Source organism: Streptomyces sp. NRRL F-2580 (genome assembly GCF_000720115.1).
Lineage (GTDB): Bacteria > Actinomycetota > Actinomycetes > Streptomycetales > Streptomycetaceae > Streptomyces.
Map to the genome: position 1 here is coordinate 35,066 of NZ_JOIR01000015.1, position 16,563 is coordinate 51,628.

The window sequence follows — 16,563 nt, forward strand, 5'->3', positions numbered from 1 at the left end:
GGTGCTGAGCACCGTGGTGGCGGCGCTCGCCGTGGCCCTCACCGGTCTGATCGCCTGGCAGACCGCCGCGCACGGCGCGGAGCAGCGCGAACGCGACCAGCTGGCACGTCAGGCGACGGTACTCAGCCGCCTGCCGGCCTTGTCCGAGGCGCTCTTCACGGGCGCCCAGGTCCTGGCGGGGCCGAACGGTGTTCAGCTCGCGGTCATCGCCCCGGACGGCGCGGTGAGCGGGACCGCCACCCCCGTGGACCGGGCGTCGAAATCGGCGCTGCTGGCCGGGAAGCCGGTCTCGACCACGGGCATCCTCGGCGGCGAGGAGGTGCTGCTGGTGGGGCGGCCCGGCGTACGCGGCGGCGCGGTCGTGCTGACCGAGCCGTACGCGGTGGTCGCCGAGAACACGAACCAGATCCGCCGCAACGTGGTCGTACCGCTGATCGTCGGCATGCTCGGCGCGGCGCTGGCCGGGGCTCTCCTGGCCCGGCGCATCGCCCGTCCGCTGGTGCGGGCCGCGCAGATCGCGCACCGGCTGGCCGCCGACGAACGCGGCGTACCGGCCCCCGTCGACGGGCCCCGGGAGACGGCGGACATCGGGCGGGCCCTCAACGTCCTGGACGAGGCGCTGGCCCACAGCGAGAACCGGCAGCGGGAGTTCCTGCTCTCCGTCTCCCACGACCTGCGGACCCCGCTGACGGCGTTGCAGGGATACGCCGAGGCGCTCGCCGACGGGCTGATCGAGCCGGAGCGGGTGCCCAAGGTCGGCGGCGTCCTGGCCGACGAGACCCGGCGCCTGGACCGGTTCCTGAGGGATCTGCTGGACCTGGCCCGGCTGGAGGCGGACGACTTCCGTATCGACAGGGCCCCCGCCGACCTGGGCGCGGTCGTCGCCGAGGCCGCCGCCTTCTGGACCGGCCCCTGTGCCCGCCACGGCGTCGGGCTCCGGCTGGAGCGGCCCGGGCGGCCCGTGGTCGTCGAGACGGACGCCTTCCGGGTCCGGCAGCTGATCGACGGCCTGGTGCAGAACGCCCTGCGGGTAACGCCCGAGGGCGCACCCCTGGTCCTCGCCGTGCGCGCCGCCCCGGACGGCGGGGCCGAACTGCAGGTCCGCGACGGCGGACCGGGCCTCACGGACGACGACGTGCGCATCGCCTTCGACCACGGCGCCCTGCACGAACGCTACCGGGGCAGCCGCCCGGTCGGCTCCGGCCTGGGGCTGGCCATCGCCCACCGGCTGACCGGCCGCCTCGGCGGCGCCATCCGCGTCGAGGGGCACGGGCCGGAGGGCGGCGCCTGCTTCACCGTCACCCTTCCGCCGGCGCCCGGGAGGGCGTGAGCGGGCGCGGCTCCTCTTCCCCGGCGGGCGCGCACGGGTGCCCGTACATTCCCGGAACCGGTGTCCGTACATTCCCCGAACCGGTGCCCGTACATTCCCCGAACAATGCGCCCACGGCCCCCTTACAGACGCCGCGCACCATGGGGCCCCATGAACACTCCATCGGCCGGGGGGCCGGGTCTCCTCCATCGGATCGGAAGCCGGTGTGCCCGGCACGCCTGGCGGGTCGTCGCCCTGTGGGTGGTGCTGCTGGTCGGTCTCGGGCCGGCGAACCGTGCGTGGGGCGGCTCCTTCGCGGACAGCTTCTCCCTGCCGGGTACCTCCACGCAGACCGGCGCCGACCTGCTCAAGGCCCACACCGCCGACTCCGGCGGCACGGCCGCCCCCATCGTGATCACCTCCGACCAGGGTTCGGTCACCGGTCACCGGGCCGCGATCGAAGCGTCGGTGGACGGCCTGCGCCGGCTGCCGGACGTCCTGTCGGTGGCCGACCCGCTCACCACGCCCGGGGCGCTCTCCGCGAACGGCGGGACCGCGCAGATCATCGTGCGCTTCGACGGCAACCCGGCGACCTTCGCCCCCTCCTACCTCGGCGGGGTCGACAGCGCCGTCGAACCACTGCGCTCGGACCACGTCACTGTCGAGTACGGGGCCCCGCTCGGCCGGCTGGCCGCGCCCGAGTCCGCCGACCACACCTCGGAGGCCATCGGTCTGGCCGTCGCCGTGCTCGTGCTGCTGATCGGCTTCGGCAGTGTCGCCGCCACCGGTCTGCCGCTGCTGACGGCCGTGCTCGGCCTGGCCGTCAGCCTGGCCGGTCTCGGACTGCTCGCCGGGTCCTTCGACTTCGCCCAGGCGTCCCCGACCCTGGCCGCGATGATGGGCCTCGGCGTCGGCATCGACTACGCGCTGTTCCTGGCCACCCGCTACCGGGCGCTGCTGCAGGCGGGCGCGGAGCCGGTCGAGGCGGTCGGGCGTACGGTCGCCACCAGCGGGCGTGCGGTGCTGGTGGCCGCCGCCACGGTCGCCATGGCCCTGGGCGGACTCTGCGTCTCCGGTGTGGGCTTCATCGGCACGCTGGGCGTCGCGGCCGGGATCAGCGTGGTCGTGGCGGCCGCCGCGACCGTGACGCTGACTCCGGCCCTGCTGGGTCTGCTCGGCAGCCGCATCGACCGCCTCCGCGTGCGCACGCCGGTCGCCGAACCCACCGGCGAGGGGGACGTCTGGCACCGCTGGGCGGTCCGGGTCAGCGGGCGCGCCTGGCTGTTCCTGGTCGGCGGTCTGCTCGTGCTCGGCGTCCTGGCCGTCCCGGTCGCCTCCATGCGGCTCGGGCACGTGGACGCCGGAGCGCAGTCCACCGGCAGGACCGACCGCCGGGCCTACGACCTGATCACCGAGGGCTTCGGCCCCGGCGCCAACGGCCCGCTCACCGTCGTGGCCCACCTCGACAGCCGGCAGGTCGCCGACGGGGCCCGGCGCCAGGACCTCGCCGCCTCGCTCCGGCGCGAACTGGCCGCCGTACCGGGCGTCGCCTCGGTGACGCCCCCGGTGCCCAGCCCGGACGACGTGCTGCTCGTCACCACGGTCACCCCGGCCACCGGACCGCAGGACGGGGCCACCGCCGACCTGATCCACACCTTGCAGGACGAGACGGTCCCGCGGGCACTGTCGGGCACGGGTGCCACGGGCTACGTGACCGGCACCGCCGCCGCCACCCAGACCTTCACCGACACCCTCACCGCCAAACTGCCCCTGACCATCGGTGTGGTCGTGGCCGCGGCCTTCCTGCTGCTGCTCACCGTCTTCCGCAGCCCGCTGATCGCGCTCAAGGCGGCCGTGCTCAACCTGTTCTCCATCGCCGCCGCGTACGGGGTGGTCGTCGCGGTCTTCCAGTGGGGCTGGGGCGGCGAGCTGTTCGGCGTCACCGAGAAGGTGCCCGTCGAGTCGTACGTGCCGATGATGATGTTCGCGATCGTCTTCGGGCTCTCCATGGACTACGAGGTCTTCCTGCTGTCCCGGATCCGCGAGGCGTGGCTGCACCGGGAGGACAACCACCTGGCCGTCGCCACCGGCCTCGCCGCAACGGCCCGCGTCATCACCTGCGCGGCCCTGATCATGACCAGCGTCTTCCTCGCCTTCCTGCTCTCCACGAACGTCGCGGTCAAGATGCTCGCCCTCGGCCTGGGCGTCAGCGTGATCATCGATGCCACGGTGGTCCGTCTGCTCCTGGTGCCGGCGTCCATGTACCTCTTCGGGCGGGCGAACTGGTGGCTCCCCGGCTGGCTGGACCGGCTCCTTCCGCATCTCGACCCGGAAGGCCCTGCCGCCGTGCCCGCCCCGTCGCCCGCGTCCGCCCCCACGCCCACGGCCGCGGTCCCGGCGGCAACCGATCGAGGAGACCGGCGATGAAGCAGCGCCTGCGGAAGGCCCGCGCGGCCCTGCGCCGCCACCTCGTCCTCACCGTCACCGCCGCGGTGGTCCTGTCGGCCGCCGTCGCCGCGGGCGCGGCCGAGTTCACCGCCCGCGCCGTGATCCGCGACCACGTCACGAGGGCGGCGCCCGGCCTCGGTGAGGACGCGGTGGTCGGCGTGGCCGACGACTGGGCCCTGTGGGACCTGGCGCGGGGGAGCATCCCCCGCCTCGACATCAGCAGCGACGACGCCAGGGTCGGGCGCCTCCCGCAGGTCCGCGTCCGCGCGCGGCTGGACGACGTCCGCCTCGGCGACGGCGGCTCCGTCGGCGCCACGCACGCCGAGGTGACCGCCTCCACGCAGTCCCTCGCCACCGCGATCCGGACCGCCGTGCCCGCCGTACAGGTGTCCGCGGTCACCACCGATCCGGCGCGCGGGACCGTCCTCGCCGCCGTCGGCCCGGGCGGCGCCGGACAGCTGACGCTGCGCCCCGTGCTGGCGGACGGCAAGGTCACCCTCGCCGTGGACGGGCTCACCGTGTTCGGCCGCGCCGTCCCCACCAGCCGGCTCGGCGTGGGCGACGGCGCCCTCGGCCCGCAGGCGGGTGCGCCGAAGGAGTACCCCCTCGGGCTCAAGGCCACGTCCGTACGCGTCCGGGCCGACGGCCTCCACGTAGGCCTGACGGGCGGCCCGGCCCCCCTGGTGGGTGCCTGACACCGACCGGATCGGGGGCCGGCCCGCGCGTCCGCTCGCGTACCGGGGGCGGCAGGCAATCCTGGGGCGACAGCCCTACGGACCCTGGAGCGCTGATGCGCGCATGAGCCACGATCCCCCCGACGCCCCCGGCTCCCGGCCGGCCGCCGTTCCCGGCAACGGGCCCGCCGTCTCCCGCCGGGAGTTCGACGCGCTCTTCGAGGAGGTCCGCACGTGGGGCCGGTGGGCGGCGGCCGACCGCGGCGCCTGGAACAGGGTGACGGCGGACCACGTGCGGCGGGCCGCCGCCCTGGTCCGGTCCGGGACGGTCGTCCCGATGGCCCGGCCCTGGGACACCCGGCCGGGCCCGGACAACGCGAAGCCCGCCCTGCACCACATGTCCGACCTCGGCGACGTGGAGGCCCCGGAGCCCTCCGTCTACAAGGACTTCCTGGCCGTGGACTACCACGGCAAGGGCGTCAGCCACCTCGACGCACTGTCACACATCGCCTACCGGGGGCAACTGTACGACGGCCGTGCGGCACGCGAGTCCGTCGACGCCGCGGGCGCCCGCTTCGGCGCGGTGTCGGCGCTCGGCCCGCTGGTCACCAGGGGCGTACTGGTCGACCTGCCGGCCGTCCTCGGGACCGCGTGGCTCGATCCCGGGCGGGCGGTGCACGCGCGGGACCTCATCGCCGCCGAGGAGGCGCTCGGTGTGACGATCGGGGACGGCGACGCGGTGCTGCTGCGCTCCGGCGCCTTCCGCCGCCGGCGGGAAGCGGGCCCCTGGGACCCCGGCGAAGCGAGCGCGGGCTGGCACGTGGACGCCGTGCCGCTGCTGGCCGAGCGCGCCATCGCGCTGCTCGGGGGCGACGGGGACAGCGACGTACGCCCGTCGCCCGTCGAGGGGCTGCACTCCCCCGTGCACACGCTCGCCGTCACCGCGATGGGAGTGCCGCTGCTGGACAACCTCGATCTGGAACCGCTGTCCGCCGCCTGCGCCGAAACGGGCCGGTACGCCTTCATGCTCGTCGTGACGCCGCTGAACGTGCCGGGCGGGACGGGTTCGCCCGTCAATCCTGTCGCGATCCTGTGAGGGCGAGCCCGAGGAATATACTCAAGTCTGACAATTCTGACATTCCGACATGGACACCGAGGGCCGAGGGTCGAGGGCTGAGGACCGTGGGCCGAGGGAAGTGGTGCAGATGGGGGTGGTGGAAGACCGCATCGGGCCGGTGCGTCCCCGTGACCGATTCCTGCACGGCGAGTCCATCGAGGGGAGCGTGAGGGGGCCGATCCTGCACTCGTGGCAGCGCAGCCGGCTGCTGGGCATCGCGCCCGACCAGTCCGAGCTTCCGTTCACGCAGGACTTCGACCCGGACGGCCGGCTCATCCGCGCCGCCCGGCCCGTACTGGACCGACTGGAGTCGGTCTTCGCGGGCAGCCAGATGAACATCAGCCTCGCCGACGGGTACGGCACCGTCCTCGAACGCCGTTTCGGCGAGAAGTCCATGGTCAAGCACCTCCCCCCGATCCAGACCGTCCCGGGCTTCGTCTTCGCCGAGCAGTTCGCCGGTACGAACGGCATCGGCCTCACCCTCGCGGAACGGCGGCTCTGCCAGGTCTTCGGCGCCGAGCACTTCGCCGAGCGGTCCCAGTCGAGCGCCTGTACGGCGATCCCGCTGCGCGACCAGCTCAGCGGGCACATCGAGGGCGTCCTGTGCCTCGGCTATCCCTACACCGACGCGGACCCGGCCCTGGTCCCCGTGGTGCGCAAGGCGGCCGAGGCCATCGAAAGGCGGCTGATGGAGCAGAGTTCGGCGCGGGAGCGCGGCCTGCTGCACGCCTACCTCGAGGCCGCGAGCCGGACCGGAGCCGAGGACCACAGCGGCAACGGACACGCGCTCGCCATGTCCGAGCTGCTCCAGAGCGAGCTGGAGCAGAGCGATCAGATGACGCTCAAGGAGAAGGCCACCGAGCTGATGTCCTCGGCCCAGTGGGCGGCCGCCGAGGTGTCCCTCTCCCGCGACCGGTGGGTCACGCTCGTCAGCCGCCCCGTGACGAGCCCCTCCGGGGTGGAGGGCATCGTGATCGAGGCGCTCCTCCCCGACGAGGACGAGCGGCACGCCCCCGCCCCCACCGGTCCGCCGCCCGGCCCCCTGTCCCGCGCCACGCCCCGTACGCCGACGAGGGCGGCCCGCGCGCCCGGCACGTCCGGCGGCACACCCGGCCCATCCGGCGCGACCGGGACAGCAGCCGCGGGCGGCTCCCCGGACGCCGCGGGCGGCACGGTCCGCGGGCTGGTGCTGGTGGGCGAGCCCGAGGTGGGCAAGTACGCCGTCGCCGCCCGGCGCCGCCTGGAGCTGCTGGCCGAGGCCAGCAACAGCATCGGCACCACCCTGGACGTGGAGCGCACCGCCTGGGAGCTCGCCGAGATAGCCGTCCCGCGGCTGGCCGACTTCGTCACCATCGACATGCCCGAGGCCGTCCTGCGCGGCGAGGAGTCCGCCCACCCCACCACCGGGATGCGGCGAACGGTGGTCCACGGAATCCGCGAGGACTGCCCCTTCTACCCGGTGGGCGAGCAGGTCAGCCTGCGCCCGACCACGCCCCACATGCGCTCCCTGATCACCGGTCAGCCCGTGCTGGAACCCGATCTGAAGGCCGCCTTCGGCTGGATCGCCCAGGACCCCGAGCACGCCGAGCTGCTCCTCGCGCACAACATCCACTCCCTCATCACCGTCCCCCTCTTCGCCCGCGGCGTCCTCCTGGGCATCGCGAGCTTCTACCGTTCGCAGGACCCGGCCCCCTACGGGGACGACGACCGTTCCCTGGCCAAGGAGCTCGCCGCCCGCGCCGCCCTCTGCATCGACAACGCCCGCCGCTACACCCGCGAACACACCCTCGCCCTGGCCCTGCAGCGCAGCCTGCTCCCGCGCGGCCTCCCCGACCAGGACGCCGTGGAGGTCGCCCACCGCTACCTGCCCGCGGAGTCCGGAGTGGGCGGCGACTGGTTCGACGTCATCCCCCTGTCCGGCACCCGCGTCGCCCTCCTCGTCGGCGACGTCGTCGGCCACGGACTGCACGCCGCCGCCACGATGGGCCGGCTGCGCACCGCCGCCCGCAACTTCGCCGAACTGGAACTCGCCCCCGACGAACTCCTCACCCACCTCGACAACCTGATGGTGCGCCTCGACCGCGAGGAAGGCGGGGACACCCCGGCCCTCGGCAGCGGCATCGTCGGCGCCACCTTCCTGTACGCGATCTACGACCCCACCTCGCAGCGGTGCACCATGGCCCGGGCCGGCCACCCGCCGCCCGCACTGGTCCACCCGGACGGCACCGTGACGCTCCTCGAACTGCCCGCAGGACCCCCGCTCGGCCTCGGCGGTCTGCCCTTCGAGTCGGTCGAGATGCGGCTCCCCGAACACAGCCAGCTCGTCCTCTACACCGACGGGCTCATCGAGGACCGCCACCGCCACATCGACGTGGCCCTGGACGAGCTCATCCGCGCGCTGGCCCACCCGGACCGCGCCCCCGAGGAGACCTGCCAGGCGGTGCTCGACGCCGTGGCGCCCGAGCACCCCGGCGACGACATCGCCCTCCTCGTCGCCCGCACCAACGCCGTGTCCCCCGACCGGATCGCCTCCTGGGACCTGGCCGCCGACCCGGCCCTGGTCGGCGAGGTCCGCGCCGCCGCCGTGAGCCAGCTGTGCCGGTGGGGGCTGGAGGAATCCGCGTTCGCCACGGAGCTGCTGCTCAGCGAGCTGGTCACCAACGCCGTCCGCTACGGCACCGCACCCATCCGGGTACGCCTCATCCTCGACCGCACCCTGATCTGCGAGGTGTACGACGCGAGCAGCACCGCCCCGCGCATGCGCCACGCCGCCAGCACCGACGAGGGCGGCCGCGGGCTGTTCCTCGTCGCCCAGCTCTCCCAGGCCTGGGGTACCCGCTACACCACCGAGGGCAAGGTCATCTGGGCCGAGTGCGCCCTGACCGCGGCGTGACGGCATCGCCCACGACGGGCACATCTTGATGGGTTCAATGCCGGACATACCGGCAAGATCGGCATAGAATCCCCCATGCAGTCGGGAAGAACTCGGAGGCCGACCCCCCGGAGAAGTCTGTGCATGACGCTCCCGACACCTCGATGAACCCGCCCCCTCCCCTCGGTGGCGAACCGCTCGTACGCATGCGCGGTCTCGGCAAGCGGTTCGGCGGCACGGTGGCGCTGGCCGCGGTCGACCTCGACATCCACCGGGGCAGCGTGCTCGCCCTGCTCGGCCCCAACGGCGCCGGCAAGTCCACCCTCATCAAGGTGCTCGCCGGGGTCCACCCCGCCGACGAGGGCGAGGTGACCGTGGCCGGCCACCCGCTCGGCTCCCACGCCGCCGCCCGGACCATGTCCTTCATCCATCAGGACCTCGGTCTCGTCGAGTGGATGACGGTGGCCGAGAACATCGCCCTGGGCGCCGGCTACCCGCGCCGGCGCGGACTGATCTCCTGGCGGCGCACCCGGGAACGCTGCGACGAGGCCCTGCGGATCGTCGCCGGACACCTGGACGCCGACGCCCGCATCGCCGACCTCGCCCCCGCCGAGCGCTCGCTCGTCGCCATCGCCCGCGCCCTGGCCACCGACGCCGAGCTCATCGTGCTCGACGAGCCGACCGCCACCCTCCCCGCCGCGGACTGCGCCCGGCTGTTCGCGGTCCTCCACGCCCTGCGCGACCGGGGGCACGGCATCCTCTACGTCAGCCACCGCCTCGACGAGGTGTACAAGGTCGCGGACACCTTCGCCGTCCTGCGCGACGGCCGCGTGGTCGAGCGCGGTCCCCTCGCCGGTTTCGGCCCCGCCCGGCTGGTGCGCGCCATCGTGGGCCACGAGCCGGCCGCCCACGCGCCGACCGCGCCCCGCTCCGCCGCCGGCCCGCCCCTGCTGAGCCTCGACCTCGTGCGGACCGCGTACGCCGGACCGGTCAGCCTGGACCTGCGGGCCGGCGAGATCCTCGGCATGGTGGGCCTGACGGGCGCCGGCCACATGGACCTGGGCCGCGCCCTCGCCGGCGCCCGGCCGATCCTCGGCGGACGGGTGCTGCTCGACGGCCGGCCCTACCGCCCGCGCCGGGTCTGCGCCGCCCTCGACTCCGGCGTCGGCTTCGTGGCGGGCAACCGTCAGGAGGAGGGCTGCGCCGCCGAACTGACCGTACGGGAGAACTTCCTCGCGAATCCCCGGGCGGCCGGTGTCCCGGCGCTGCGGTGGACCGGCCCCCGGCGCGAGCGCGCCGAGGCCACCGCCCTGATCGACCGCTTCTCGGTGCACCCCCGCGACAGCGAGGTGCCGATCGCCACCCTGTCCGGCGGCAACCAGCAGAAGGTGATGGTCGGCCGGTGGCTCCGCGGGAACCTGCGCCTGCTCGTCCTCGAAGAGCCGACCGCCAGTGTGGACGTCGGCGCCAAGGCCGTGATCCACCGGCTGCTCGACGACGCGCTGGCCTCGGGCCTCGCGGTCCTGCTCATCTCCACCGATTTCGAGGAGGTCGCGGACGTGTGCCACCGCGCGCTGGTGTTCGTCCGCGGGACCGTGAGCGCCGAACTGACCGGTGCGTCCCTCACCGTCACCGAACTCACCCGGACCGCCTCGGCCATGCCCCCGATCACCGGGACCGCGACGACCCGATGACCCCACCCCCCTCGCCCCGGTCGCTGCTGGGCCACCTTCGCGGGCACCTCGTCGGCGGCTACGGTCTCCCGGCCCTCGCCGTCCTGCTCTTCCTGGTCTTCTCCCTCACCCTGCCGGGCACCTTTCCCACCCGGGACAACATCTCCTCGATCCTCTCCAACCAGTCGATCCCCGCCCTCCTGGCGCTCGGCGCGACGGTCCCGATCGCCGCCGGCAAGTTCGACCTGTCGATCGGCTACGGTCTCGGCCTGGCGCACGTGCTGGTGATGCAGCTCATCGTCAACGGGGGCTGGCCCTGGCCCCTCGCCTGCCTCGTGGTGGTCCTCGGCGGGGCGGTGTCGGGCGCGGCCAACGGCCTCATCGTCGAGTTCGGGCAGATCGACTCCTTCATCGCCACGCTCGGCACCGGCAGCATCATGTACGCCTTCACCGGCTGGATCACCGACGGCGGCCGGATCGTCCCCGGCCCAGCCGGCCTGCCCGCCGCCTTCACCGGCCTCTACGATTCCCGGTTCCTCGGCCTGCCGGTTCCGGCCTTCTACGTCCTCGCCCTCACGGCCGTCCTCTGGGTGGTCCTGGAACGGCTGCCGCTCGGCCGGTACCTGTACGTCATCGGCTCCAACCCGCGCGCCGCCGACATCCTCGGCATCCCCACCCACCGGTACTCCGTCTGCGCCTTCACCGCGTCGGGTCTGATCGTCGGCTGCGCCGGGGTCCTCCTCGCGGCCCAGCAGCAGACCGGCAACCCCAGCGTCGGGCTGGAGTACCTGCTGCCCGCCTTCGTCGGCGCCCTCCTCGGTGCCACCACGATCAAACCCGGCCGCGCCAACGTCCTCGGCACCGTCGTGGCCGTCACCGTCCTCGCCATCGGCCTGGCGGGCATCGGCCAGCTCGGCGCCCAGTTCTGGGCCACGCCGCTGTTCAACGGCGGCACCCTGCTCATCGCCGTCGGCCTCGCCGGCTACTCCGCCCGCCGCCGGCTGCGCGCCGGCACCACGGCGGCCCGCCGGTCCCCCGCGGAGCCGTCGGCCGCACCACCGCAGGACAGCCACCCGTAGCAGACCTCGTACGCGCACCCGCGCCAGGAGCACCGTGTACCCGAACCGCAAGACCACCCCCACGGCCGCAGCCCTGCTGACGGCGGCCACGGTCCTCGTCGCCGGCTGCGGGAGCGGCCCGTCGACGGGAGCCGGGCCGTCCGAAACCGGGTGCCCCGCCACCCTCGCGAGGGCCGAGGCGGCCGTCCGGCAGGCCGAGAACTCCGACGCCGTCTGGCACGGTCCGACCAGCGGGCCCCCGGCGGCGTCCGGCAAGACCCTCGTCTACGTCGCGCAGACCATGACCAACCCCGGTGTCGCGGGCGTCGCGAAGGGCGTCGAGGAGGCCGCGAAGGCCATCGGCTGGAAGCTCCGGGTGATCGACGGGGACGGCACCCCCGCCGGCATCCAGGCGGCGCTCAGCCAGGCCATCACGCTCAAGCCCTCGGGCATCGTCATCGGCGGCTTCGACCCCCAGCTGACCTCGCAGCAGATGGCGGGGGCCGAGGCCGCGCACATCCCGGTCGTCGGCTGGCACGCGGTCGGATCGCCCGGCCCGAGCGAGCACCCCCGGCTCTTCACCAACGTCACCACGAAGGTGGAGGACGTGGCCGGGATCAGCGCGGACTGGATCATCGCCCGGTCCCGCGGCGACGCCGGAGTCGTCCTCTTCACCGACGACTCGATCCCCTTCGCCAAGAACAAGGCCGAGCTCATCCGCCAAGAGCTGGCCACCTGTTCCGGCGTACGCCTCCTGACGACCGAGAACATCCCCATCCCGGACGCCGCCAGCCGCACCCCGCAGGCGGTCTCCTCCCTCGTCTCCCGCTTCCAGGACGACTGGACCCACTCCGTCGCCATCAACGACCTGTACTTCGCGGACGCGGCCCCGGCCCTGCGCGCGGCCGGAAAGCCGGGGGCCGGAGCGCCCTTCAACATCGGCGCGGGCGACGGCGACCCGTCCGCCTTCCAGCGGATCAACAGCGAGCAGTTCCAGGCCGCCACCGTCCCCGAGCCGCTGTCCCAGCAGGGCTGGCAGATCGTCGACGAGTTCAACCGCGCCTTCGCCGGCCGGCCCGCCAGCGGCTACGTGGCCCCCGTCCACATCGCGACGGCCGACAACAGCGACGGCGCCACGTCCTGGGATCCGTCCGGCTACCGCGAGGGGTACCTCAGGATCTGGGGCAGGTGACGCACGCCCCCGGCAGTCGCCGGGGGCCGCCAGCGCCGCCTACTGGTACGGGTCGAAGGGGATGCCCGCCGGCTTGGCCTCGGCGAGGTGGGAGGCGAAGGAGTCGTCCCTCAGGCCGAAGTGCGCGCTGCCGAAATCGGCCTGGCTGAGCTTGTCGCGCAGGGTGGCGGGGTAGCCCGACCAGCCGACGAGCGTGGGGAACTGCCAGGTGCCGCGGTGGTTCTCGGGCGGCTCGTCGTTGGTGTTCGCCGCGCGGAAGCAGTGCGTGCCGACCCCGTCCTTGTGGTAGACGATCTTGGGGTGGGTGCCGTCCCAGCGGATCTGGTCGCGGGTGTGGACGTTGAAGTCGCCGTGGGCGGAGGTCGCGACGTACTTGGCCTCGTTGTTCTGGATCCACACCACCACGTGTTCCCAGTCGTGGCGGTGGCCCCCGAGGGAGATGCCGGCGAGGGCCTGGTCCTTCTCGAAGTAGAGCGCGTAGACCACGGCGCACCAGCCGTTGTTGCACTTCCAGCGGGAGTAGCCGTTGGTGTTCTGGAGGTCCGAGGCGTCCCGGCAGTTGCCGTTGAGGGCGCCGGTGGGTTTGAGTCCGCCGTTCAGTTCTCCGCTCGGGCCTATGGCGGGGGTCGGGTAACAGCCGTCGGTGTCGTAGTCGTAGGCGGGCTGGAAGGTCCGCTCGATCGCCTCGGCCTGGCCGGGCAGGGCCGGGGGCGGGGCGGCGAAGGCCACCTGGGGGATGCCGACGACCAGCGCGAGGGCTGCCCCGACGACCACGGTTGATCTCCGGATGTGACGGTTCGTCCGCAAAACGGGCTCCTGACCGGTCGGCTCGACGAGGGCGGGCGAAGCGCGGCCGCCTCCGGCCGACACGCCCGGAGCATCATTCGCGAACCGCGGGCGGCACGGCAAGAGCCCCAGCGACCCCTCTTTCCATCTTCGAGTCGACCTCAACATCAGCCTGCGCAAAGTGATGTGACTGGATGTCAGGACATGTGCGGTCCGCCGATCCGCGACCGCGCGGCCGCCCGCCTGCGCGAAAAGCGGGTGAGATCCCGGACTGCCCCCTGCTGAATGTGCGGTCTGGATGTGCGGTATGACGAACCCTGGCGTGAGCGTTGGGGCCGGGAGCGCGGCACGCCGCTCCGGTACGTCCTCGTGGAGGAGAGGGATCAGGGCCGGAGGGCTGGAACGACCCCTAAGCCCGCGGGTACGACCTGCTGGCGAAGTGCGCGGACGTGGCAGGGCTGTTCGCCGAACCGCCGGCGTGCGCTCCGCTCGGCCCGCTCCGCCACGCCGTCGACGGCAAGGACGGTGGGCGGATCGGCGACATGCTGATCGAGGAGCGCGTCGGCGAGCAGGGGCCTGCCTGGCACCACGCGCTGTCGGACGCCGTCGTCGTGGGCCGGCGGCCCTGCCCGTCGGACTCTTCACTCGTCGACGTCACCGTGGAGGCCGCAGTGGAGCGATCGCGGTGTTCGCCGAGCCGCCGTCGGACGAACGGCAGAAGCAGTCGCCTTCACCCTCTCCGCCGCCGAGGGATACATGCCGTACGGCTCCTGCGCGGCGGTTCCCCGGCTCTTCCAGCCCCGGAAGCGTCCGGAGCCGGTCGGGCTCGGGCTCATGTTTTTTTGCTTGCTGCGACCCCGACGCCCCTTCCTGTGGCGGGACCACGGCCCCACCCGGCTGGAGATCATCGCCGTCGACCGCGCGGGCCGCGCCATGACCGGTCGGACCGCCGAGCTGTCGGTCGTCGGGGCGCGGCCTTCCGCCGTCGGCGGCGGCCTGCTCGACGTCACCGTTTCCGGAGAGGTCGAGGAACAGCCCCGGCCCGAGCTCGAAGCCGTGTGGGCCTGCGCTGCGCGCTGGGAGAAGCACTCAGCGGTCCCGGCGCCTCCTACTCAGGTAGGGACGGTCAGCGCCCCACGGTGTTCATCAGGACGATGGCGATGAGGTTCAGGAAGATGACGGCGACGACGCCGCCGATCATGATCCAGGCTCTGCGTGATTCGTCCATGCGTAGGGGTCACCTCCCGGCTCGCTCGGCCGCACCCTCGCGGGAGGGTTTCGTCGGCCCTCCCGCCATGATGACCCCGTTCCGCGCGCGGCACAGATCGGGCACCCCGACCGGGTCGTGACCGGTCAGGCGACCCAGGTTCCGGTCATGCCGACGACCGCCGAGCCGTCCTGGTCGGCGAGCTTGTTGCCGGTGAAGTCGCGGGCCCACTGCGAGGTCTGGATGCGGAACGCGGGCCGCTCGACGGTCAGCGCCTCCATCACGGACTCGGCCGCGCCGGCCGGGGTCTGGGCGCCGTCCAGGAACTGGCCGACCGTGCGCTCGACGTAGTGGCGCAGCGCGTCGGCGTACGGGCCGGCCGCGGCGATCCGGCCTTCGATGTCGAGCCCGATGTTGTTGACGAACTCGGTGGCCACGGCGCCCGGCTCGATGACGGACACGCTCACGCCGACGGCGCCCGCGACGGGGGCCAGGCTCTCCATGTATCCCTCGACGGCGAACTTCGCGGCGCAGTAGGCCTCGTTGAAGGGCTGGCCGATGACGCCGCCGACGCTGGTGACCGTGATCAGGCGGCCGCCGGTGGCCCGCAGGTGCGGCAGCGCGGCCTTGGAGACGTTCAGCACGCCGAAGAAGTTGACCTCCATGACCTCGCGGACGTCGGCGACGGTTTCGAGTTCGAGGGTGCCCACGTGTCCGGCGCCGGCGTTGTTCACGACCGCGTCGAGGCGGCCGTAGTCGGCGATCACGCCGTTCACGACGGCGGTGACGGAGTCCTCGTCGACGACGTCGAGCCGGCGGATGTCGAGCTCGACGCCCGCCTCGGCGGCCGCTTTGCGCAGGGCGTCGGCCTTGCCGGTGTCACGCAGCGTGGCGACCGTACGCCAGCCTGCGCCGGCGGCGGCGATGGCGGCCGCCAGGCCGATACCGGAGGAGGTGCCGGTGATCAGGACGGTACGGAGGGAGGCGTCGGGGGTGGTGGGGAGGGTCGACATGACGGTCACCTTTCACGGAACGTGATTTATGTGCGTGCACACACACCATAGAGTTATGTGCGTGCGCACGCAACCTCTAGACTGCCGACATGCCGAAGAAGCTCACCGAAGTCGAGATGCCGGCGGCCGACTACGCCTTCTACGGGCTGGTCTGGGCCGGCACCACGATGACCGACCGCGTCGACCGCGCCCTCGTGAAGGCCCATGGCCTCCCCGTGTCCTGGTTCGAGGTCATGCTGTGGCTGGCGTCCAGCCCCGAGCCCGTGCCCGCTTCCGTCCTCGGCAACAGCACGCTGCTCAGCCGCAGCCAGGTCTCCCGGGTGGTGGACGCCCTGCAGACCCGGGGCCTGGTGACCCGCACGCCCTCGGCGCGTGACGCCCGCTCGGTGGAGGTCTCCCTCACGGAGGCCGGCCGCACGCTCTTCGCCGAGGCCGACGCCACCCGGCGGGAAGCCCTGGCCCCGGTCTTCACCCAGCTCCTCGACGAGCGGGACCTGGAGGCGCTGGGGACCGTGTGGCGCAAGCTCAAGGCCGAGAAGGGCCGCCTCCAGGACTGAGGGTGGCGGCGGCCGCGAAGAGGCGGGCGCAGCGCCGGGTCATGGCCTCCGGGGACTGCTCCGGGTGCTTGACCCACCAGCGCACGAGGGTGGCGACCAGGTCCCGCCAGACGTACTTGAGCGCGTCGGCGTCCAGCGGGTCGGTGGATCCGGCCGCGCGCAGCAGGTCGGCGGTGCCGCCGGCGGCGAGCCCGTCGATGACCGCCCGGTACTCCGAAGCCCGGCGGGCGGCCTCACCGCCCGCCGGCAGCGTGGTGTCGTACAGCACGAACCACGCCTCCCGCTGCCCCTCCAGGGCGGCGAAGATGCCGTGCAGCACGCGCAGCGGCGTGTGCGGCGCGGTCCCGTCCGGGCCCATCGCCGTCCGGATCGCGTCCAGCAGCCGGTCCCCGACCGGGACCAGGCAGGCGACGTACAGGTCCTCCTTGGTCCCGAGGTACTGGTGCAGCAGCGTCTTGGTGACGCCCACGCGCGCGGCGATCGCGGGAAGCGACGCGGCCGCGTAGCCATGCGTGCCGAACTCCTCTGCGGCGGCCTCCAGCATCTGCCGTCGGCGGTGCTCCCGCGGGACTCCTTTGGTGCCGGCCTTCGAAGACGGGGCGGGTGGGGTTGCCATGAGCGGATATTATCAGTAGGTAATTTACCGCTAGGTAAATT

At 73.3% G+C, this 16,563-nt stretch carries 12 protein-coding genes; 9 read left to right on the top strand and 3 right to left on the bottom strand.

The features are described from left to right. Window position 1: 1 nt before the first annotated feature. The 8 genes from IF88_RS0118750 (at window position 2) to IF88_RS0118785 (ending at window position 12,343) form a co-directional block, all read left to right on the top strand. Window positions 2–1,330 (top strand): HAMP domain-containing sensor histidine kinase, encoded by a 1,329-nt coding sequence (locus tag IF88_RS0118750; protein ID WP_234323590.1) that lies wholly within the window; start codon window positions 2–4, stop codon window positions 1,328–1,330. 150 nt (window positions 1,331–1,480) lie between these two features. Continuing rightward, entirely contained in the window at window positions 1,481–3,736 is a 2,256-nt protein-coding gene (locus IF88_RS0118755) for an MMPL family transporter (RefSeq protein WP_078892980.1), read from the top strand. Further along, window positions 3,733–4,452 (top strand): LmeA family phospholipid-binding protein, encoded by a 720-nt coding sequence (locus IF88_RS0118760; protein ID WP_030713174.1) that lies wholly within the window; start codon window positions 3,733–3,735, stop codon window positions 4,450–4,452. Before IF88_RS0118755 ends, IF88_RS0118760 begins: the two co-directional genes overlap by 4 nt. A 103-nt stretch (window positions 4,453–4,555) precedes the next feature. Further along, a complete protein-coding gene (locus IF88_RS0118765) occupies window positions 4,556–5,527 on the top strand; it encodes a cyclase family protein (RefSeq protein WP_030713177.1) in 972 nt (323 codons plus the stop codon). Between the two features lie 109 nt (window positions 5,528–5,636). Next, window positions 5,637–8,441, top strand: coding sequence for a SpoIIE family protein phosphatase (locus tag IF88_RS0118770; RefSeq protein WP_030713182.1), 2,805 nt, complete (start codon window positions 5,637–5,639; stop codon window positions 8,439–8,441). 119 nt (window positions 8,442–8,560) lie between these two features. After that, window positions 8,561–10,114: a sugar ABC transporter ATP-binding protein gene (locus tag IF88_RS0118775; protein ID WP_030713185.1), complete on the top strand. Its 1,554-nt coding sequence runs from the start codon at window positions 8,561–8,563 to the stop codon at window positions 10,112–10,114. Continuing rightward, a complete protein-coding gene (locus IF88_RS0118780; protein ID WP_030713188.1) occupies window positions 10,111–11,172 on the top strand; it encodes an ABC transporter permease in 1,062 nt (353 codons plus the stop codon). Before IF88_RS0118775 ends, IF88_RS0118780 begins: the two co-directional genes overlap by 4 nt. Before the next feature lie 34 nt (window positions 11,173–11,206). Beyond that, entirely contained in the window at window positions 11,207–12,343 is a 1,137-nt protein-coding gene (locus tag IF88_RS0118785; RefSeq protein ID WP_030713191.1) for a substrate-binding domain-containing protein, read from the top strand. Between the two features lie 39 nt (window positions 12,344–12,382). On the opposite strand, the gene IF88_RS0118790 is transcribed toward IF88_RS0118785, so the two are convergent. Continuing rightward, window positions 12,383–13,117 (bottom strand): NPP1 family protein, encoded by a 735-nt coding sequence (locus IF88_RS0118790; RefSeq protein WP_420710990.1) that lies wholly within the window; start codon window positions 13,115–13,117, stop codon window positions 12,383–12,385. Window positions 13,118–14,482: 1,365 nt separating this feature from the next. Beyond that, window positions 14,483–15,349 carry an SDR family NAD(P)-dependent oxidoreductase gene (locus IF88_RS0118800; protein WP_030713195.1) on the bottom strand — a complete coding sequence of 289 codons (867 nt, stop codon included), beginning with the start codon at window positions 15,347–15,349 and terminating at the stop codon, window positions 14,483–14,485. Window positions 15,350–15,438: 89 nt separating this feature from the next. Between IF88_RS0118800 and IF88_RS0118805 the strand changes: the two genes are divergently transcribed. Continuing rightward, a complete protein-coding gene (locus IF88_RS0118805; RefSeq protein ID WP_037806309.1) occupies window positions 15,439–15,906 on the top strand; it encodes a MarR family winged helix-turn-helix transcriptional regulator in 468 nt (155 codons plus the stop codon). Here the strand turns inward: IF88_RS0118805 and IF88_RS0118810 are convergent. Beyond that, entirely contained in the window at window positions 15,875–16,522 is a 648-nt protein-coding gene (locus IF88_RS0118810; protein ID WP_030713201.1) for a TetR/AcrR family transcriptional regulator, read from the bottom strand. The genes IF88_RS0118805 and IF88_RS0118810 overlap by 32 nt on opposite strands. Between the last annotated feature and the right edge of the window lie 41 nt (window positions 16,523–16,563).